The organism is Burkholderia territorii (assembly GCF_902833055.1).
GTDB classification, from domain to species: Bacteria; Pseudomonadota; Gammaproteobacteria; order Burkholderiales; family Burkholderiaceae; genus Burkholderia; species Burkholderia territorii.
Genome location: NZ_CADFEJ010000009.1, coordinates 138,655 through 158,045 on the forward strand (window position 1 = coordinate 138,655; position 19,391 = coordinate 158,045).

Here is a 19,391-nt window from a genome sequence, read left to right on the forward strand (position 1 = left end):
GCGGCCTGCACGCGTGCGGGCCGGGCGTGTGAAATCCCTTATCTCCGGCATTTCGGCGCGCACATTTGTCCGCTTGAGCGTTATTCTGTCGAACGCCGTCGCCAGAACGGCTTTCAAACCGATAACGTTGGAGCGAGTCCCCATGAAAGCAACCCGTCGGAGTTTCCTGATTACGAGCATTGGCGCCGTGTCCGCGCTGGCGCTGTCGCGCGAAGCGCTGGCCGATGCGCCGATGCTGTCGGAAACGGATCCGACCGCGGTGGCGCTCGGCTACAAGGCCGATGCCACGAAGGTCGACAAGGCGAAGTATCCGAAATACGCAGCGGGCCAGGATTGCGCGGCCTGCATGCTGTACCAGGGCAAGAAGGGCTCGGCATCGGGCCCGTGCGGCGCATTTCCCGGCAAGCAGGTGTCGGCGAAGGGCTGGTGCAGCGCATTCTCGAAGATGGGCTGACGTCCGCGGCGGCATCGTGCAATGCCGCAATGTGGCGAAAACCGCAAAACGCCCGCCATCGGACGATGGCGGGCTTTTTTATGCTTGAAAACGGTTCCGTCGCTTTCTACACTCGCTGCACACCAAGCGCGCCCGCGGCATCCCGCGCCGCGCCGGCCGATACGGCGAATCCACGAGGACGAGGCACGCATGGCGACGATTGCGAATTCAACGAAAACGGTCCGGCCCGAGCGTGCGCTGAACCGGCGGGCAGTCGCGGCGGCCGTGATCGGCAACGCGCTCGAGTGGTACGACTTCACGGTCTTCGGCTTCATGACCGTCGTGATCGCCGAGCTGTTCTTCCCGACGACCAGTGAATACTCGTCGCTGCTGCTGACCACCGCGACGTTCGGCGTCGCATTCTTCATGCGCCCGATCGGCGGCATCGTGTTCGGGCTGTACGCCGATCGTGCGGGCCGCAAGGCCGCGCTGTCGCTCGTGATCCTGCTGATGACGGCCGGCATCTTCCTGCTCGCGATCGCACCGCCCTATGCGGCGATCGGCATCGGCGGCCCGCTGCTGATCGTGCTCGGCCGCCTGCTGCAGGGTTTCTCGGCGGGCGGCGAATTCGGCAGCGCGACCGCGTTGCTGATCGAAGCCGCGCCGTTCTCGAAACGCGGGTTCTACGGCAGCTGGCAGATGGCGAGCCAGGCGGCCGCACTGCTGATCGGCGCGCTCGTCGGCGCGGCCGTCACGCGCGGGCTGTCGCACGACGCGCTGCGCAGCTGGGGCTGGCGCGTACCGTTCATCCTCGGGCTCGTGATCGGCCCGATCGGTTTCTATATCCGCCGTCATCTCGCGGATTCCGAAGCATTCCTGCATGCGCAGCAAAGCGCACGCCGCGCGACGCTCGGCGAAGTGTTCACGCGCCATCCGCGCGAGGTGCTGTGCGGGCTCGGTTCGGTGATCGCGCTGACGGTGACGATCTACGTGCTGATCAGCTATCTGCCCACTTTCGCGGTGAAGCAGCTCAAGCTGCCGTATGCGGAATCGTTCTACGCGGTGATCGTCGGCAACCTGCTGCTGATGGTGCTGTCGCCGGTCGCGGGCGCGTGGTCGGACCGCATCGGCCGCAAGGGCCTGTCGCTGTGGTCGCTCGTGCTGACGCTCGCGCTGATGTATCCGTTGTTCGCGTGGCTCGACGCGGCGCCGAGCATCGCGCGGCTGATCGCGGTGCAGGCCGTGCTGTCGGTGACGCTCGCCGGCTACTACGGGCCGTTCGGCGCGATGATCGCCGAGCTGTTCCCGGCCAACGTGCGCTCGACGGGGCTGTCGATCGCGTACAACGTCGCGGTGATGCTGTTCGGCGGTTTCGGGCAATTCATCGTCACGTGGCTGATCAAGGCGACGGGCACGCCGCTCGCGCCGACCTATTACGTGATGGCGGGGCTCGCGCTGTCGATCGTCGCGGTCGCGTTCGTGCCCGCGCGCAGCGCGGATCTCGACGCGCCGGTCTGACGGCTGCATCGCCGCGCGGCCATCGTTGCGAAAGCTGCAATGATGCGCGCATTGGCCCCGAAACCGGCGCGGCCATCGTTCGCGTCCGCGTACGAATTGTTTAGTTCGTAGAAGGAAACACGCGCGGGATGAGCGAATTCGCCGCTCGCGCGCGCAGACGCACTTTTCGCGCGCGCGAGACATCCGCAAAAACCCGCGCAAATGCGTCTAGAAGAGTTTTTTCTCCAGCTTGTTGCAAAATCGCTAGCTCAAGTAATATCCCGCGTACCCGGCCCCTGGGGGACCGGTTCCGATCTGGAGACCTGGAGGAAACATGGAATACAACCGTCTGTTGCACACCCTGCGTGTTACCGCCATGGCAGGCGTGGCAGCGGCATCGTTCGGCATCGCGGGTTCTGCATTCGCACAGATCCCGAACAAAACGCTCGTCTACTGCTCAGAAGGCAGCCCGGCGGGTTTCGATTCCGCGCAATTCACGACCGGCGTCGATTTCACCGCCGCCACGTTCACCGTCTATAACCGTCTCGTCGAATTCGAGCGCGGCGGCACCAAGGTCGAGCCGGGCCTCGCCGAGAAGTGGGACGTCTCGTCCGACGGCAAGGTGTACACGTTCCACTTGCGCCATGGCGTGAAGTTCCACACGACCGACTTCTTCAAGCCGACGCGCGAATTCAACGCGGACGACGTCGTGTTCACGTTCGAGCGCATGCTCGATCCGAACCAGGCGTTCCGCAAGGCTTACCCGGTGTCGTTCCCGTACTTCACCGACATGGGCCTCGACAAGCTGATCACGAAGGTCGAGAAGGTCGATCCGTACACCGTGAAGTTCACGCTGGCCGAACCGAACGCGCCGTTCATCCAGAACATGGCGATGGAATTCGCGTCGATCCTGTCGGCCGAATACGGCGATCAGCTGATGAAGGCCGGCAAGGCCGCCGACATCAACCAGAAGCCGGTCGGCACGGGCCCGTTCATCTTCCGCAGCTACACGAAGGATGCGACGATCCGTTTCGACGGGAATCCTGACTACTGGAAGAAGGGCGAAGTGAAGATCTCGAAGCTGATCTTCTCGATCACGCCCGACCCGGGCGTGCGCGTGCAGAAGATCAAGCGCAACGAGTGCCAGGTGATGAGCTATCCGCGCCCGGCCGACATCGCGACGCTGAAGGCCGACTCGGGCATCGACATGCCGTCGCAGCCGGGCTTCAACCTCGGCTACCTCGCGTACAACGTCGAGCACAAGCCGGTCGACAAGCTCGAAGTGCGTCAGGCGCTCGACATGGCGATCAACAAGAAGGCGATCCTCGAATCCGTCTATCAGGGTGCGGGCCAGGCCGCGAACGCACCGATGCCGCCGACCCAATGGTCGTACGACAAGAACCTGAAGATGGCGCCGAACGACACCGCGAAGGCGAAGGCGCTGCTCGCGAAGGCCGGCTATCCGAACGGGTTCGACATCACGCTGTGGGCGATGCCGGTGCAGCGCGCATACAACCCGAACGCCCGCCTGATGGCCGAGATGATCCAGGCCGACTGGGCGAAGATCGGCGTGAAGGCGAAGATCGTCACGTACGAGTGGGGCGAGTACATCAAGCGCGCGCATACGGGCGAGCAGGACACGATGCTGATCGGCTGGACGGGCGACAACGGCGACCCCGACAACTGGCTCGGCACGCTGCTCGGCTGCGAGGCGATCAAAGGCAACAACTTCTCGCACTGGTGCTACAAGCCGTTCGACGAGCTGATCCAGAAGGGTCGCACGACGACGGGCCAGGACGCGCGCACGAAGATCTACATGCAGGCGCAGCAGATCTTCGCGCAGCAGCTGCCGTTCTCGCCGATCGCGAACTCGACGGTCTACCAGCCGGTACGCAAGAACGTGGTCGACATGCGCATCGAGCCGCTCGGCTATGCGCGCTTCGACGGAGTCGGCGTGAAGTAACGCGGCCCGTGTAAGCTGTCGTCATCGAGAAGACCGGCTTGAACTCATCCGGCGGCGAGGGGCCAAAAGCCCCTCGTCGCCGGTCGCACATTTCCCACGAGAAAATACGAGACGCATCATGTTCACATTCGTGTTGCGCCGCGTGGGCATGGTGATTCCGACCTTCATCGGCATCACCATCCTGGCGTTTGCGCTGATTCACCTGATACCGGGCGATCCCATCGAAGTGATGATGGGCGAGCGCGGCGTCGATCCCGCGATGCATGCAGAGGCGATGAAACGCCTCGGGCTCGACCAGCCGCTGCCCTTGCAGTACGTCCACTACATCGGCCGGGCGCTGCATGGCGACCTCGGCACGTCGATCATCACCAACACCAGCGTCGCGGGCGAATTCTTCGCGCGCTTCCCGGCCACCGTCGAGCTGTCGCTCTGCGCGCTCGTGTTCGCGCTCGTGGTCGGGCTGCCGGCCGGCGTGATCGCGGCGCTGCGGCGCGGCTCGGTCGTCGATCATGGCGTGATGGGCACCGCGCTCACCGGCTATTCGATGCCGATCTTCTGGTGGGGGCTGATCCTCATCATGGTGTTTTCGTCATACCTCGGCTGGACGCCCGTGTCGGGGCGCATCGCGGTCGAATACGACTTCCCGCATCCTACGGGCTTCATGCTGATCGACGCGCTGCTCGCGCCGGACGAAGGCTCATTCAAGTCGGCGCTCAGCCATCTGATCCTGCCGTCCATCGTGCTCGGCACGATCCCGCTCGCGGTGATCGCGCGGATGACGCGCTCGTCGATGCTCGAAGTGCTGCGCGAGGACTACATCCGCACCGCCCGCGCGAAGGGGCTGTCGCCCGCGCGCGTGGTCGTCGTGCATGCGCTGCGCAACGCGCTGATCCCGGTCGTCACCGTGATCGGCCTGCAGATCGGCACGCTGCTTGCTGGCGCCGTGCTGACCGAGACGCTCTTTTCGTGGCCCGGCGTCGGCAAGTGGCTGATCGATGCGATCGGCCGCCGCGACTATCCGGTCGTCCAGGGCGGCATCCTGCTGATCGCGACGCTCGTGATCGTCGTGAACCTGGTCGTCGACCTGCTGTACGGCGTGCTGAATCCGCGCATCCGCCACACGAGGTAATTCCATGAGCAATCTGCAAAACACCCTGCCGAGCGAATCCGCGCCGGCCGGCGGCCGTGCGCTCGCGCTGCGCGAGTTCTGGGCCAACTTCTCGCGCAACCGCGGCGCCGTCGGCGCCGGCATCGTCGTGCTGCTGCTGATCCTGGTCGCGATCCTCGCGCCGCTGATCGCGCCGCACAGCCCGGTCGAGCAATACCGCGACTACGTGAAGATCCCGCCCGCATGGCTCGCGGGCGGCAACTGGCAATTCATCCTCGGCACCGACGAAGCGGGCCGCGACATCCTTTCGCGCCTGATGTTCGGCGCGCGCATGTCGTTCTGGATCGGCTTCGTGTCGGTCGTGCTCGCGCTGATTCCCGGCATCGTGCTCGGGCTGGTCGCCGCGTTCTTCCAGAAATGGGCCGACACGCCGGTGATGCGCATCATGGACGTGCTGCTCGCGCTGCCGTCGCTGCTGCTCGCGGTCGCGGTCGTCGCGATCATCGGCCCGGGCCTCACCAACACGATGTTCGCGATCGCGATCGTCGCGCTGCCGGCCTACGTGCGTCTCACGCGCGCATCCGCGCTCGGCGAGCTGCAGAAGGAATACGTGACGGCGTCGCGCGTGGCCGGTGCCGGCACGCTGCGCCTGATGTTCTCGCAGGTGCTGCCGAACTGCACGGCACCGCTGATCGTGCAGGCGACGCTCGGCTTCTCGTCGGCCATCCTCGACGCCGCCGCGCTCGGCTTCCTCGGCCTCGGCGTGCAGCCGCCGACCGCCGAGTGGGGCGCGATGCTCGCGTCCGCGCGCGACTACATCGACAACGCATGGTGGATCGTGACGATGCCCGGCCTGTCGATCCTGATTTCGGTGCTCGCGATCAACCTGCTCGGCGACGGGCTGCGCGACGCGCTCGATCCCAAACTGAAGCGGATGGCCTGACATGACCCAGAATCTCCTGACCATCCGCAATCTCGCGGTGAATTTCAACGGCTTGCCCGCCGTCGACCGGATCAACCTGTCGATCGCGCCGGGCGAGGTGGTGGGCGTCGTCGGCGAATCGGGCTCCGGCAAGAGCGTGACGATGATGGCGCTGATGGGCCTGATCGACGCACCGGGCAAGGTGACGGCCGACGAAGTCACGTTCAACGGCGTGGATCTGCTGAAGGCGTCGCCGAAGGCGCGCCGCAAGATCGTCGGCAAGGACATCGCGATGGTGTTCCAGGACGCGCTGACGAGCCTGAATCCGAGCTACACGGTCGGCTACCAGATCAAGGAAGTGCTGAAGCTGCACGAAGGCCTGCGCGGCGACGCGCTGCACCGGCGCGCGCTCGAGCTGCTCGACCAGGTCGGCATTCCCGACGCGAAGAATCGCATCGCCGCGTTCCCGCACCAGATGTCGGGCGGGATGAACCAGCGCGTGATGATCGCGATGGCGGTCGCGTGCAACCCGAAGCTGCTGATCGCCGACGAGCCGACCACCGCGCTCGACGTGACGATCCAGGCGCAGATCATGGATCTGCTCGTGAAGCTGCAGAAGGAGCGCGGGATGGCGCTCGTGCTGATCTCGCACGACCTCGCCGTCGTATCGGAAGTCGCGCAGCGCGTCGCGGTGATGTATGCGGGCGAGATCATCGAGACCAATCGCGTGCCGGACATCTTCCGTGCGCCGCATCATCCGTACACCGAAGCGCTGCTCGCGGCGATTCCCGAGCACAATCAGGGGGCGCGTCGCCTTGCCGCATTGCCGGGCATGGTGCCCGGCCGCGATGATCGCCCGTCCGGGTGCCTGTTCGCGCCGCGCTGCAAGTACGTCGTCGACGATTGCCGCAAGGCACGTCCGGCGCTCGATACGCTGGTGCCGGCCAACGATGCGATGCGTGCGCGCTGCATCAAGCCGCTCAATGTTTCCAACCTCGACCTGACGGGAGGCGCACGATGAATGCAGATAAGGAAGTCCGCGCCACGCCGCACGACGAGGAAGCGGTGCTGGTCGCCGATCGGCTCGCGAAGCACTACACGGTCAAGCGCGGGATGTTCGGGCAGGGCACGGTGAAGGCGCTCAACGGCGTGTCGTTCTCGTTGAAGCGCGGCAAGACGCTCGCCGTCGTCGGCGAATCCGGCTGCGGGAAGTCGACGCTCGCGCGCCAGCTCACGATGATCGAAACACCCACGTCGGGTCACCTGACGATCGACGGCAAGGACGTGGCCGGCGCGAGCCGCGAGACGGTCGCCGACCTGCGCCGCCGCGTGCAGATGGTGTTCCAGAATCCGTTCGCGTCGCTGAACCCGCGCAAGACGGTCGAGCAGACGCTGTCCGAGCCGCTCGAGATCAACGCGAACCTGACGGCCGCCGAACGCGCGGCGCGCATCGCGCAGATCATGCGCACGGTCGGCCTGCGGCCCGAGCACGCGAAGCGCTATCCGCACATGTTCTCGGGCGGCCAGCGCCAGCGGGTCGCGATCGCGCGCGCGATGATCCTCGATCCGCGGATCGTCGTCGCCGACGAGCCGGTGTCCGCGCTCGACGTGTCGATCCAGGCGCAGATCCTGAACCTCTTCATGGATCTGCAGGAGCAGTTCAAGACGAGCTACGTGTTCATCTCGCACAACCTGTCGGTGGTCGAGCACGTCGCCGACGACGTGATGGTCATGTACTTCGGCAGCGTCGCCGAGCTCGGCGACAAGGCGACGATCTACGCACGTCCGCGCCATCCGTACACGCGCGCGCTGATGTCGGCGACGCCGGCGATCTTCGAGGAAGACCGCCGCGTTCAGATCAAGCTGCAGGGCGAGCTGCCGTCGCCGCTCAATCCGCCGTCCGGCTGCGCGTTTCACCAGCGCTGCCCGTACGCGGTCGAGCGCTGCCGTGTCGAGGAACCGCAGCTGCGCGACGTCGACGGACGCCGCGTGGCCTGCCATCGCGCCGAGGAGGTGGGGGAGGCGAATGCCTGATGGTTTGGCGGCGCGCGCGTCCGGCGTGCGCCGTTCGGGGGCCGGCCGCGCGCGGATGATGCGCGCGTGCCGCAACGCACGGCGCTGGAGCGTGCGCACGGTCACGGGCGCGGCGCTGGCCGGCGCGTGCGTCGCGGCCGGCCTCGTCGTTCCCGTCGGGGCCGCGCGTGCCGAAGGGCGTGCGCCGGCCAGTTCGCCGATCCATACGTCGCAGGTTCCGCCGCCCGGCATGAGCCTGCCGGGCTTCCACGCGCCTTCCGTGTCCAACGGCACGGTCGCGCGCGGCACGGTTCGCGTGCAGCCCGCGCGCATGCCGTTCTACGTGGCGACCAAGGGCAAGGTCACGCTGTACGTGCTCGGCACGCTGCACACGGGCGACCCGTCCGACTATCCGCCCGCCCAGCCGTTCCGGCCGCGCATTCTCGGCGCGCTCGCGGCATCGCCGACGCTCGCGCTCGAGCTGTCGCCCGACGATCTGCTCGAATCGCAGGACGACGTGTCGAAATACGGCGTGTGCCGCTACCCGTGCCTGCAGCGGCTGCTGCCGGAGTCGCTGTGGCAGCGCCTCGCGGGGCGCCTGCGCGGCAATCCGGCCGCGCTCGCGGAAATCCGCCGGATGCGGCCGTGGCTGGCGGCGCTGGTCGTCGAGACCTACGACTCGCTGTCGGCCGGCCTGCAGACCGAGTACGGCACCGAGGCACAACTGCAGAACGTGTTCCTGAAGAAGAAGGGTGGCCGGGTGATCGGGCTCGAGACGCTGGCCGAGCAGATGCGCGCGTTCACCGGGCTGACGCTCGCCGAGCAGCGCGAGATGCTCGCGCAGGACATGGTGCAGACGCCCGCGCAGAACGCCGACGACATCAAGGCGCTGCACCGGCTGTGGCAAATTGGCGACGCCGATGCGATTTTCGCGTGGGCGGTCGCGAAGAGCGAGCGGCTGGCTCGTTCGAAGACGCTGTCGGCGTCGATCGACAACAAGATCCTGTACGAGCGCAACCGGCGCTTCGTTGCACGGATGACGGCAATCGCCGCGCCGAACCGGCCGGTATTCGTCGCCATCGGCGCGCTGCATCTGGGCGGCCCGCGCGGCGTGCTCGAATTGTTGCGTCAACAAGGTTACAGCGTCGACGCGAACTGAGCGTCGCGGGCGTGCCCGAACCGATCCTCCCCTGTTTGATCGACGCTGCGCGCGTAGCGTCAAACGCCTGTATGGGCGTGCGATTCGATAAGGAAAACCCTCGATTCGTCAGAAAATAGCGTTTCAAACGATTGACATCCCGTTCGGCCAATATCTATTCTTCGATCCACAAGTTGAAAAAATGAAAAGAATAGAAAAAGTTCTACGGGGTAGCAGAAAACAAAGCGCGGGGTGAGCGCGTTGCCGGCACGTGGTGCACACGTGTCGGCCGCGGAAAGCGTCTGCATGTACGGCGGGGCCAACCATCGTCGGACAACAACAAGGCATGCAGGCCGACTTGCGAATAAGCGACGCTCCGTCGTCCAACCGGGGTAAGCAGTAAATCGGGCGGCGGCGGACGTTTTTTAATCCGGAAGGTTTTCCGGTCACCGTCGACAGACGGTTTCGGGGGGCGAGAATCGACAGACGGCGAAGCCGCAGCGATCGCGCCAACGGAAAAGCGCCACGAGGGCGCTTTTTTCTTTTGTGCGGCGATATTCTTCGAGCGGCAGCGCGGCGTGCTCGCCGAGACGACGCGTCACGCGTCCTCGCCAGCCTCCAGCGCGCCCGGCGCCACCACATCGATTCCCGCCGCCTCCAGCGCCGCACGAATCCTTTTCGCGAACGCCAGCGCATGCGGGCCGTCGCCGTGCAGGCAGACCGTCTGCGCATTGAGCGGCACCCACTCGCCGCTCACCGCCCGCACCTGCCGCTCCCGCACCATGTCGAGCGTGCGCGCGAGCACCGCTTCCTCGTCGTCGATCAGCGCGCCGGGCTGGCTGCGCGGCACCAGCGAGCCGTCCGCGCGATAGCCGCGATCGGCGAACACTTCCTCCACCGCGGCGAGCCCCGCGTGCCGCGCGGCCGCGACGAACACGCTGTTCGCGAGCCCGAACACGGCAAGCGACGGATCGAAGTCGTGGATCGCGGACACCACCGCGTCGGCGATCATCGGGTCGCGCGCGGCCTGGTTGTACAGCGCGCCGTGCGGCTTCACGTGCGCGATGCGGCCGCCCTCGGCCTGCGCGATCGCCGACAGCGCGCCGAGCTGGTACAGCACGCCCGCATAGATGTCGCTCGCCGGCAACTGCATTTCCTTGCGACCGAAATTCTCCGGGTCGTGAAAGCTCGGATGCGCGCCGATCGACACGCCCTTCTGCACGGCCCAGCGCACGCAGTCGCGCATCGCGTTGGCGCCGCCTGCATGCCAGCCGCACGCGATGTTCGCCGACGTGACGAGGTCGAGCAGCGCCTCGTCCGATCCGCATCCTTCGCCGAGATCGGCATTCAGATCGATTTCCATGATGTTCCTCGTCCACTGATGGCGTGGCGCGTCCTTCGTCCTGCTTCCGCCATTGTCACGCCGCGCGCGATTGCGCGCGGCGGCGGGTCTCCTCGCGCATCTCGATCGCAACGTCGATCTGCCGCAGATAGGCACGTTCAGCGCTCAGGGCGGCGCGCGCGGCATCGGGTGTCGTGCGCACGAAGCGGATCGGCAGATTGAGCCGCGCCTGCGCGAGTTTCCAGAGATCCGCGCGGATCACCGTGCCGATCTTCGGGTAGCCGCCGGTGGTCTGCGCATCGTGCATCAGCACGATCGGCTGGCCGTTCGGCGGCACCTGGATCGTGCCGGGCAGCACCGCGTGCGACAGCAGCTCGACCGGCCGCTCGCGCACCAGCTCGGCGCCGGCGAGCCGATAGCCCATCCGGTTGCTGTTCGCGGTGACGAGCCATTCCTCGTCCCAGAACGCCTGCTGGGCGTCGGCCGCGAACGACGCGTAGTCGGGGCCCGGCAGCACGCGCACGGGCATCGCCCACGGCGCATGCGCGGGCCGGTGGCGGCGCGGCGGCTCGTCGACGCGCACGAACGCGCACCACGCGGGCGCCTTCACGCCGAATTCGGGCGCATCGGCCGCGAGGCAGCCGGCGCCGGCCGGCGGCACACCGACCGGAAGCCGATCGCCGTCGCGCAGCGCGCGGCCGCCGAGCCCGCCGAAGCGCGACGCGAGATCGGTGCTGCGCGAGCCGAGCATCGGCAGCACGTCGATGCCGCCCGCGATGCACAGGTAGCCGCGCATCCCGCGCTTCGCGGCCGGCAGCACGAGCGTCTGCCCGGCGTCGACCGGCAGGCTCCACCACGAATACACGGGCTTGCCGTCGAGCGTCGCGCCGAACTCGGTGCCGGTGATCGCGATGCGCGTCGCGCGCGTGAAGCGGAACGCGGCCGGGCCGATCGTGATTTCGACCGCCGCCGCGTCGGGGCGGTTGCCGACCAGCCGGTTGCCGACTTCGAGCGCGAGGCCGTCGAGCGCGCCGCCCTGCGCGACGCCGAGATGGCGCATGCCGCGGCGGCCGAGATCCTGCACGGTCGACAGCGGGCCGGCGCGGACGACCTCGATCGTGCCCGGTGCTGAGTTCTGGGTCATGTCGCGTCGACTCCGGCAATGGTGAAGCGCACGCGGTCGCCGGGCAGCAGCAGCGTCGGCTGCGGGCGCGCCGGGTCGAACAGCACGTGCGACGTGCGGCCGATCAGCTGCCAGCCGCCGGGCGACGTGGCCGGGTAGATGCCCGTCTGCGCGCCGCCGATGCCGACCGAGCCGGCCGGCACTTCGAGCCGCGGCGCCGCGCGGCGCGGCGTGTGCAGCGACGCATCGAGGCCGCCGAGATACGCGAAGCCCGGCTGGAAGCCGATGAAGAACACGACGTATTCGCCGGCGGCGTGCCGCGCGACGACTTCGTCGGCCGACAGCCCGGTATGCGCGGCGACGGCCGCGAGGTCGGGGCCGGCAGCGCCGCCGTATTGGACCGGAATCTCGATCTCGCGGCCGTCCGCGTGCTCGACGTCGGCGGTTTCCCACGCGTCGCGCAGCGCCGGCGTGAGCGACTCGGCCGTCGCGGCGAGCGCATCGAATACGATCGTCAGATTGTTCATGCCCGGCACGACGTCGATCACGTCGGGCCACGCGCGCGCGGCCTCGGCGACGGCCCAGACGCGGCGCTGGCAATCGAGCGTGGCGGGCGGCGGCACCTCGCAGACGAGGGCGGCATCGCCGAGCGGATAAATGCGGGGTTGCGTCATCGGACTGGCACGGTTCGGACGGCAATGTTAGCGCACATTGTCAATAAAATATCGACAACTTCCCAATAAGCGTTTTCGCCTAGCCCGTATGGCCGGGCTTCTGGCGTACACTCGGCACACCCTGTCATCCGGCTTGCGCCGCCTTTCCATGAAGCGTCCTGCGACCAAGATCGTGTCATCCGAACACCTCGTTTCCGATTCGAGCGCGGAGCTGTCGGAACTCGAATACGGGCTCATCATGGCCGGCAACGCATTCAACCGATGGATGGTGCGCTGCATGTCGGCCGCCGGCGCGAAGGACATGACGGCGGTCGAGGTGTCGCTGCTGCACCACGTCAGCCATCGCGAACGCAAGAAGAAGCTCGCCGACATCTGCTTCGTGCTCAATATCGAGGATACGCACGTCGCCACCTATGCGCTGAAAAAACTGATCGCGCGCGGCTACGTGAAGAGCGAGAAGAGCGGCAAGGAAGTGTTCTTCTTCGCGACCGAGGCGGGCCGCGAGCTCTGCCTGAAGTATCGGGAGGTGCGCGAGCATTGCCTGATCGAGACGCTCAAGGACAGCGGCCTCACCAACGAGCAGATCGGCGACGCGGCGCAGCTGCTGCGCCACGCCTCGGGCCTCTACGACACGGCCGCGCGCGCGGCGGCGTCGCTGTAAACGATTGCGGACGGGACGACGAACGCGGTGACGCGCGGCATGCCGCTCGAGCGACGTCGCGCGCCGCGTCATCCGGCGGCCGGGTCCGGGTAAAGCGCGCCGTCGGTCACGATCCACTGCATCGCGAGATCGTGCGCTTCGGCCGGCAGCGCATCCACGCGGCACGCTTCATACGCGATGCCGACCGTCACCGGCAGCGCCGTGCCCGGCCACATCGCGAGCGTGCGGTCGTAATAGCCGCCGCCATAGCCTAGCCGGTAGCGCTGGAGATCGAATCCCACACACGGAATCAGCAACAGGTCGGGCACGACGACGACGCCCGACGCCGGCTCCGGAATCCGGTGATGCCCTTCGCGCATCGGCGTGTGCGCATTCCACGCATGGAACGCGAGCGGCGTGTGCTTCTCGCCGATCACCGGCAGCGCGACACGGCGACCGGAGCCTGCCGCCGACCACGCGAGCACCGCGTCGCGTGCGTCGAATTCGCCCGGCAGCGGCCAGTAGAAACCGATCGTGCGCGGCGCGAGCCGCTCGAGCAACAGGCGCAGCCGCGCGTCGAGCGCGGCGTTCGCGGCGGGCTGCGACGCGGCGTCGCGACGCGCGCCGGACAGCGTTTTGCGCAGTGCAACCTTCGGGTTCGGCACAGGGTTGCATGCTATGCTTTCGCTCACTTCGTGCTCCATTCAAAACGATGTCGAACAGCCTTTTCCGAGTATATCGCGCGGTCGCGCTCGCGCTTTCGGCCGCCGCGCTCGTCGCGGGCACGGCCGCGTGCGCCGCGCCGAATGACGACACGCTCGCCGGGGACGACCAGATCTTCGTGCAGCTGCGCGAAGCCGCGCGCCGCAACGACGCCGCGAAGGCCGCGCAGCTCGCGGCGATGATTCCGAACTATCCGGTTCCGTCCTACGTCGAGTATTTCCAGATCAAGCCGCAGCTGTTCGATTCGACGGGCCGCGCACGTGTCGATGCCCCCGACGCTCCCGTGCAGTCGTTCCTGCAGCGCTACGACGGCCAGGCGATCGCCGACCGCCTGCGCAACGACTACCTGCTCGTGCTCGGCGCGCGCCACGACTGGCGCAGCTTCGACGATCAATACAAGCGCTTCGTGCTCGACGACGACACGCAGGTCAAGTGCTACGCGCTCGAATCGCGCGCGGCGCGCGGCGAGAACGTCGCGGATGCGGCGCGCGCGCTGCTCGTCGAGCCGAAATACTACGGCGACGCCTGTGTCGACCTGATTACGGCGCTCACCGTCAACCAGCAGTTCACGAGCGACGACGTGTGGCAGCAGGCCCGCCTCGCGTACGAGCAGAACTACACGACGCTCGGCGGGAAGATCGTCGACGCGCTCGGCGCGCGGCCGGCCGGCTTCGACCAGGCGACCAGCGCGCCGCCGCTGTATCTCGCGCGCGGCATCGGCCCCGACGCGGCCTCGCACCAGCTCGCGCTGATCGCGCTCGGCCGCATGGCGCGCAACGACCCGGACGCCGCAGCGGGGATGCTGACGTCGGTCGCCGGCTCGCTGACGAAGCAGGAGCAGGCGATCGCGTGGGGCGCGATCGGCTACCAGGGCGCGATCAAGCGCTCGCCGCTCGCATCGGTCTGGTATGCGAAATCCGCGAACGCACCGCTGTCGAACCCGGGTTACGAATGGCGCACGCGCGCCGCGCTGCTCGCCGGCAACTGGCCGATGGTGCGCTGGTCGATCGAACAGATGCCGCCGTCGCTGCGCAGCGATCCGGCATGGATCTACTGGCATGCGCGCGCGCTCAAGCAGAGCGGCGACACGCTGCAGGCGAACCAGGAATTCGAGCAGGTCGCGGGCCAGTTCAACTTCTACGGGCAGCTTGCCGGCGAGGAGCTGGGCCAGCGCACGTCGATCCCGCCGCGCACGAAGGTGAGCGACGCCGACGTCGATGCGATGAGCAAGATCCCCGGCTTCGCGCTCGCGCAACGCTTCTACGGGCTGAACCTGCGCCTCGAAGGCAACCGCGAATGGAACTGGCCGCTGCGCGGGATGACCGATCGCCAGCTGCTCGCGGCCGCCGAATACGGCAAGCGCATCGACCTGCTCGACCGCACGGTGAACACGGCCGACCGCACGAAGGCCGAGCACGACTTCACGCTGCGCTACCCGTCGCCGTACCGCGACATCGTCGAGCGCTACGCGCAGTCGAGCGGCCTCGACATCGAATGGGCCTACGGGCTGATCCGCCAGGAGTCGCGCTTCATCACGAACGCGCGTTCGTCGGTCGGCGCGGGCGGGCTGATGCAGCTGATGCCGGCCACCGCGCAGCTCGTCGCGAAGAAGCTCGGGATGGGCACGATCACGCGCGCGCAGATGCACGACATCAATACCAACGTCCAGCTCGGCACCTGGTATCTGGCGGACATCTACAACAACTTCGACAGCTCGCCGGTGCTGGCGACGGCCGGCTACAACGCGGGCCCGGGCCGGCCGCGCCAGTGGCGCCAGGTGTTGACGCAGCCGGTCGAAGGCGCGATCTTCGCGGAGACGATTCCGTTCAACGAGACGCGTGACTACGTGAAGAACGTGCTGTCGAATACCGTCTATTACGCGGCGCTCTTCGAGGGCAAACCGCAATCGTTGAAGAAGCGTCTAGGCATGATCTCGCCCTGATCCGCAATCTTCACACTGCCGCGCGAGACGCGGCAGTGTTCTTTTGAGGTCACCATCATGGATCGCCAGACCGTCGCGCTGCTGGGCGGCACCGGCTTCATCGGCAGCCGGCTCGTCAATGCGCTGATCGATGCCGGCAAGCAGGTGCGGATCGGCACGCGGCGGCGCGAGCATGCGCGCCACCTGCAGATGCTGCCGATCGAGATCGTCGAGCTCGACGCGCTCGATACGCGCACGCTCGCGCGGTTCGTCGCCGGCGCGCATGCGGCCGTCAACCTCGTCGGCGTGCTGCACGGCGGCCGCGGCACGCCTTACGGGCCCGGGTTCGCGCGCGCGCACGTCGCGCTGCCGGCCGCGCTGGCCGCCGCGTGCGTCGAAGTCGGCGTGCGGCGCGTGCTGCACATGAGCGCGCTCGGCGCCGATTCGCAAGGCCCGAGCATGTACCAGCGCTCGAAGGGCGACGGCGAGGCCGCGCTGCATGCGGTCGCGGCGACCGATTCGCTCGCGCTGACGATCTTCCGCCCGTCGGTCGTGTTCGGCCCCGGCGACGCGTTCCTGAACACCTTCGCGAACCTGCAGCGCACGCTGCCGGTACTGCCGCTGGCGATGCCCGACGCGCAATTCCAGCCGGTGTTCGTCGGCGACGTGGTGCGCGCATTCGTCAACACGCTCGATCTCGCGGCAGCGCATGGCAAGACCTACGAGCTCGGCGGCCCGACCGTCTATACGCTCGAGCAGCTGGTGCGCTATTGCGGCACGCTGGTCGGCCGGCAGGCACGCATCGTGCGCCTGCCCGACGCGCTTGCGCAGTTGCAGGCGCGCGTGTTCGAATGCCTGCCCGGCGAGCCGGTGATCACGCGCGACAATCTTGCGTCGATGTCGGTGCCGAACGTGCTGTCCGGGCCGCTCGCGCCGGAACTCGGGATCGCGCCCGCGAGTCTCGAGAGCATCGCGCCCGCGTATCTCGGCCATGCCGCGCGGCGCTCACGCTTCGACTGGTTCCGCTCGCGCCGCTAGGCGTCGCGGGCCGTCGCTTCCGTTATTCACCTACGCGCTTTTCGGAACCCCGCCATGAAACTCGTCATTGGAGACAAGAATTACTCGTCGTGGTCGATGCGGCCGTGGCTGCTGCTCGCGCATTTCGGCATCCCGTTCGACGAGATCGCGATCGAGCTGCGCCGCGACGACACGGCCGCGCGCATCCGCGAGTATTCGCCGACCGGCAAGGTGCCGTGCCTGATCGACGACCACGGCTTTGCGATCTGGGATTCGCTCGCGATCGCCGAGACGCTCGCCGAGCGTTATCCGCAATTCCCGATGTGGCCGGCCGATCCGCTCGACCGCGCGCATGCGCGCTGCATCTCGGCCGAGATGCACTCGGGCTTCGCCGCGCTGCGTACGGACATGGGCATGAACGTGCGCGCGTCGATGCCGGGGCGCGGCGCGACGCCCGAGGCGCTCGCCGACGTCGCGCGCATCGACGCGCTGTGGAGCGCATGCATCGAGGCATCGGGCGGCCCGTTCCTGTTCGGTGAATTCGGGATCGCCGATGCGATGTATGCGCCGGTCGTGATGCGTTTCAACACGTATGCGCCGGCGCTGTCGCCGGAGGCAGCCGGCTATGCCGCGCGTGTGACGGCGCTGCCGGCGGTGCAACGCTGGATCGATGCCGCGCGCCGCGAAACCAACGTGATCGCCGAATACGAACCGACGCCATGAACATCTACGCAGTAGGCGGAGCGATCCGCGACGAATTGCTCGGCGTGCCGGTGCAGGACCGCGACTACGTGGTCGTGGGCGCAACGCCCGAGCAGATGGTCGCGCAGGGCTTCCGGCCGGTCGGCAAGGATTTCCCCGTGTTCCTGCATCCGGACACGCAGGAGGAATACGCGCTCGCGCGCACCGAACGCAAGACGGCGGCCGGCTATCACGGCTTCCAGTTCTACTACGCACCGGACGTGACGCTCGAGGAGGATCTTGCGCGGCGCGACCTGACGATCAACGCGATGGCGCGCGAAGTGAGCCCGGAAGGCGCGCTGGTCGGCCCGGTGATCGATCCGTTCGACGGACAGGCCGACCTGCGCGCGCGCGTGTTCCGGCACGTGGGCGACGCGTTCGTCGAGGATCCGGTGCGGATCCTGCGGATCGCGCGCTTTGCCGCGCGCTTCGCCGATTTCACGGTCGCGGACGACACGCTCGCGCTGATGCGGCGGATGGTCGACGCGGGCGAAGCGGACGCGCTGGTGCCCGAGCGCGTGTGGCAGGAGATCGCGCGCGGGCTGATGGAGGCGAAGCCGTCGCGGATGTTCGCGGTGCTGCGCGAGTGCGGCGCGCTCGCGCGCATCCTGCCCGAGGTCGACGCGCTGTGGGGCGTGCCGCAGCGCGCGGACTACCACCCGGAGGTCGACACGGGCGTGCACGTGATGATGGTCGTCGATTACGCGGCGAAGCAGCGCTATTCGCTGCCGGTGCGCTTCGCGGCGCTCACGCACGATCTCGGCAAGGCGACCACACCCGCCGATGTGCTGCCGCGCCATGTCGGCCACGAAGGGCGCAGCGTCGATCTCATCAAGCCGCTGTGCGAGCGGCTGCGCGTGCCGAACGAGTGCCGCGATCTCGCGCTGGTGGTCGCGCGCGAGCACGGCAACCTGCATCGCGTGATGGAAATGGGCGCGGCCGCGCTCGTGCGGCTCTTCGAGCGCAGCGACGCGCTGCGCAAGCCGGCGCGCTTCGCCGAGATGCTGCAGGCGTGCGAATCGGATGCGCGCGGCCGGCTCGGGCTCGACACGCAGCCGTATCCGCAGGCCGAGCGGCTGCGCGTGGCGCTGGTGGCGGCGCGCAGCGTCGACGCGGGCGCGATCGCGCGCGGCCTTGCCAACGATGCGATGCAGATCAAGGACGCCGTGCATCGCGCGCGCATCGAGGCCGTCAAGCAGGCGCTGGCGATCGCCGAATAACGGACGAGCGCCGGGTGGCGGAGCGCGCCGCCCGGCAGCTGGCTGTCACTGCTTCGTGCGGGCGGTGGCGCGGCGAGGCGGCGTGGCGGCAGCCGCTCGCTTGGCGGTGGCGGCGCGCGGCTTCCCGGTTGCCGGCTTGGCCGGCGTGTCGACGGGCGCGGCCGCGTTCGAATCCGTGTCGCGCTCGGGTTTCGCCGCGGGTTCGCGGCGGCTCACGCGCGGCTCGCCCGGCCTTGCGCCGGCATCGCGTGCGAGCAGCCTGATCTTCATTGCCGCGGATCCGAGCTCCGCATCGTCGTCGTCGAAGAGCGGCAGCGTGCCGACCGCGATCATCTCGGCGGGCCCGTCGCCGACGTTCGCGACGCGGTGGCGTTTCCTTGCGTCGAAGTGCAGCGAGTCGCCGGCGGACAGCGGGTAATCCTTCCTGCCGATCGTGTAGCAAAGCCGTCCGGTCAGCACGTACACGAACTCGTCGCCGCCGTGCGCGACCCATTCCGAACGGTAGCCCTCCATCATCCGGACCTTGAGCGCGTTGATCTGACTGCCGTCGAAGGTGGTGGACAGCCGCTCGTACCACTGCGACGCGGCATCGACGGCGTACGGCTCGCGGCGGCCCGCGTGCGAGTCGGGCTGCGCCTGGCGCGGCTGGTCGATCAGCGTGCCGAGCGGCACGTTCAGCGCCTTCGCGACGTTGACGAGCGACGAGAGCGAGATGCCGGTGAGGTGGCGCTCGACCTGCGACAGGAACCCGACCGACAGGTTTGCTTCGGTCGCGACTTCCAGCAGCGTCTTCTTCGCTTCCCGGCGCAGGCGGCGAATGCGCTGGCCGATACGCATGATGTCTGAATCCATGAATCTCTTTCGTGGCAACGAGCCGCAAGGCGGGCAGAGGGGCGGTGCCGTCGCCGGGATGCGG

Annotated in this window: 18 protein-coding genes; 13 read left to right on the plus strand and 5 right to left on the minus strand. The window is 67.8% G+C overall.

Annotation, left to right across the window (positions count from 1 at the left end; all coding sequences use genetic code 11):
• Positions 1-142: 142 nt before the first annotated feature.
• The 8 genes from HW466_RS17865 (at position 143) to HW466_RS17900 (ending at position 9,095) form a co-directional block, all read left to right on the plus strand.
• Positions 143-454: a high-potential iron-sulfur protein gene (locus tag HW466_RS17865; protein ID WP_059448475.1), complete on the plus strand. Its 312-nt coding sequence runs from the start codon at positions 143-145 to the stop codon at positions 452-454.
• 189 nt (positions 455-643) lie between these two features.
• Positions 644-1,951 carry an MFS transporter gene (locus tag HW466_RS17870; protein WP_151005427.1) on the plus strand — a complete coding sequence of 436 codons (1,308 nt, stop codon included), beginning with the start codon at positions 644-646 and terminating at the stop codon, positions 1,949-1,951.
• Between the two features lie 313 nt (positions 1,952-2,264).
• The gene (locus HW466_RS17875; RefSeq protein ID WP_059504513.1) at positions 2,265-3,893 is read left to right on the plus strand and encodes an ABC transporter substrate-binding protein; all 1,629 of its coding nucleotides are present in this window, start codon (positions 2,265-2,267) and stop codon (positions 3,891-3,893) included.
• Between the two features lie 118 nt (positions 3,894-4,011).
• The gene (locus tag HW466_RS17880) at positions 4,012-5,022 is read left to right on the plus strand and encodes an ABC transporter permease subunit (protein ID WP_059448478.1); all 1,011 of its coding nucleotides are present in this window, start codon (positions 4,012-4,014) and stop codon (positions 5,020-5,022) included.
• Positions 5,023-5,026: 4 nt separating this feature from the next.
• Positions 5,027-5,944 carry an ABC transporter permease subunit gene (locus HW466_RS17885; RefSeq protein ID WP_059448479.1) on the plus strand — a complete coding sequence of 306 codons (918 nt, stop codon included), beginning with the start codon at positions 5,027-5,029 and terminating at the stop codon, positions 5,942-5,944.
• 1 nt (position 5,945) lies between these two features.
• Positions 5,946-6,944, plus strand: coding sequence for an ABC transporter ATP-binding protein (locus HW466_RS17890; protein ID WP_059448480.1), 999 nt, complete (start codon positions 5,946-5,948; stop codon positions 6,942-6,944).
• Entirely contained in the window at positions 6,941-7,957 is a 1,017-nt protein-coding gene (locus tag HW466_RS17895; RefSeq protein ID WP_059448481.1) for a peptide ABC transporter ATP-binding protein, read from the plus strand. The genes HW466_RS17890 and HW466_RS17895 overlap by 4 nt, the downstream gene beginning before the upstream one ends.
• Positions 7,950-9,095 (plus strand): TraB/GumN family protein, encoded by a 1,146-nt coding sequence (locus HW466_RS17900; RefSeq protein ID WP_059805227.1) that lies wholly within the window; start codon positions 7,950-7,952, stop codon positions 9,093-9,095. Before HW466_RS17895 ends, HW466_RS17900 begins: the two co-directional genes overlap by 8 nt.
• 577 nt (positions 9,096-9,672) lie before the next feature.
• On the opposite strand, the gene pxpA is transcribed toward HW466_RS17900, so the two are convergent.
• Genes pxpA through pxpB form a run of 3 tightly spaced genes read right to left on the minus strand, consistent with a single transcriptional unit; the run spans position 9,673 to position 12,213 of the window.
• Complete coding sequence (gene pxpA, locus HW466_RS17905; protein ID WP_059448483.1) at positions 9,673-10,437, minus strand: 5-oxoprolinase subunit PxpA; 765 nt, start codon at positions 10,435-10,437, stop codon at positions 9,673-9,675.
• 55 nt (positions 10,438-10,492) lie between these two features.
• On the minus strand, positions 10,493-11,560 hold the full coding sequence (locus tag HW466_RS17910) for a 5-oxoprolinase subunit C family protein (protein WP_059448484.1): 1,068 nt from the start codon (positions 11,558-11,560) through the stop codon (positions 10,493-10,495).
• Complete coding sequence (gene pxpB, locus HW466_RS17915) at positions 11,557-12,213, minus strand: 5-oxoprolinase subunit PxpB (RefSeq protein ID WP_060130641.1); 657 nt, start codon at positions 12,211-12,213, stop codon at positions 11,557-11,559. The genes HW466_RS17910 and pxpB overlap by 4 nt, the downstream gene beginning before the upstream one ends.
• Before the next feature lie 148 nt (positions 12,214-12,361).
• Here pxpB and HW466_RS17920 point away from each other — a divergent pair, with 148 nt between their 5' ends.
• Positions 12,362-12,874 (plus strand): winged helix DNA-binding protein, encoded by a 513-nt coding sequence (locus HW466_RS17920; RefSeq protein WP_059448486.1) that lies wholly within the window; start codon positions 12,362-12,364, stop codon positions 12,872-12,874.
• 68 nt (positions 12,875-12,942) lie between these two features.
• Here HW466_RS17920 and HW466_RS17925 read toward each other — a convergent pair whose 3' ends face one another.
• The gene (locus tag HW466_RS17925) at positions 12,943-13,557 is read right to left on the minus strand and encodes a 5-formyltetrahydrofolate cyclo-ligase (RefSeq protein WP_174905928.1); all 615 of its coding nucleotides are present in this window, start codon (positions 13,555-13,557) and stop codon (positions 12,943-12,945) included.
• A gap of 8 nt (positions 13,558-13,565) precedes the next feature.
• On the opposite strand from HW466_RS17925, the gene HW466_RS17930 reads away from it, so the two are divergent.
• From HW466_RS17930 to HW466_RS17945, 4 genes are read left to right on the plus strand one after another with little or no spacing between them, the layout of a single operon-like run.
• Positions 13,566-15,518, plus strand: coding sequence for a lytic transglycosylase domain-containing protein (locus HW466_RS17930; RefSeq protein ID WP_060348134.1), 1,953 nt, complete (start codon positions 13,566-13,568; stop codon positions 15,516-15,518).
• Between the two features lie 57 nt (positions 15,519-15,575).
• Positions 15,576-16,535 (plus strand): complex I NDUFA9 subunit family protein, encoded by a 960-nt coding sequence (locus tag HW466_RS17935; RefSeq protein WP_060130638.1) that lies wholly within the window; start codon positions 15,576-15,578, stop codon positions 16,533-16,535.
• Positions 16,536-16,589: 54 nt separating this feature from the next.
• The gene (locus tag HW466_RS17940) at positions 16,590-17,237 is read left to right on the plus strand and encodes a glutathione S-transferase family protein (RefSeq protein ID WP_059542543.1); all 648 of its coding nucleotides are present in this window, start codon (positions 16,590-16,592) and stop codon (positions 17,235-17,237) included.
• Positions 17,234-18,475, plus strand: coding sequence for a multifunctional CCA addition/repair protein (locus tag HW466_RS17945; protein WP_059771807.1), 1,242 nt, complete (start codon positions 17,234-17,236; stop codon positions 18,473-18,475). Before HW466_RS17940 ends, HW466_RS17945 begins: the two co-directional genes overlap by 4 nt.
• Before the next feature lie 45 nt (positions 18,476-18,520).
• Here the strand turns inward: HW466_RS17945 and HW466_RS17950 are convergent, their stop codons facing one another.
• The gene (locus tag HW466_RS17950; RefSeq protein ID WP_060130635.1) at positions 18,521-19,327 is read right to left on the minus strand and encodes a helix-turn-helix domain-containing protein; all 807 of its coding nucleotides are present in this window, start codon (positions 19,325-19,327) and stop codon (positions 18,521-18,523) included.
• Positions 19,328-19,391: the final 64 nt, after the last annotated feature.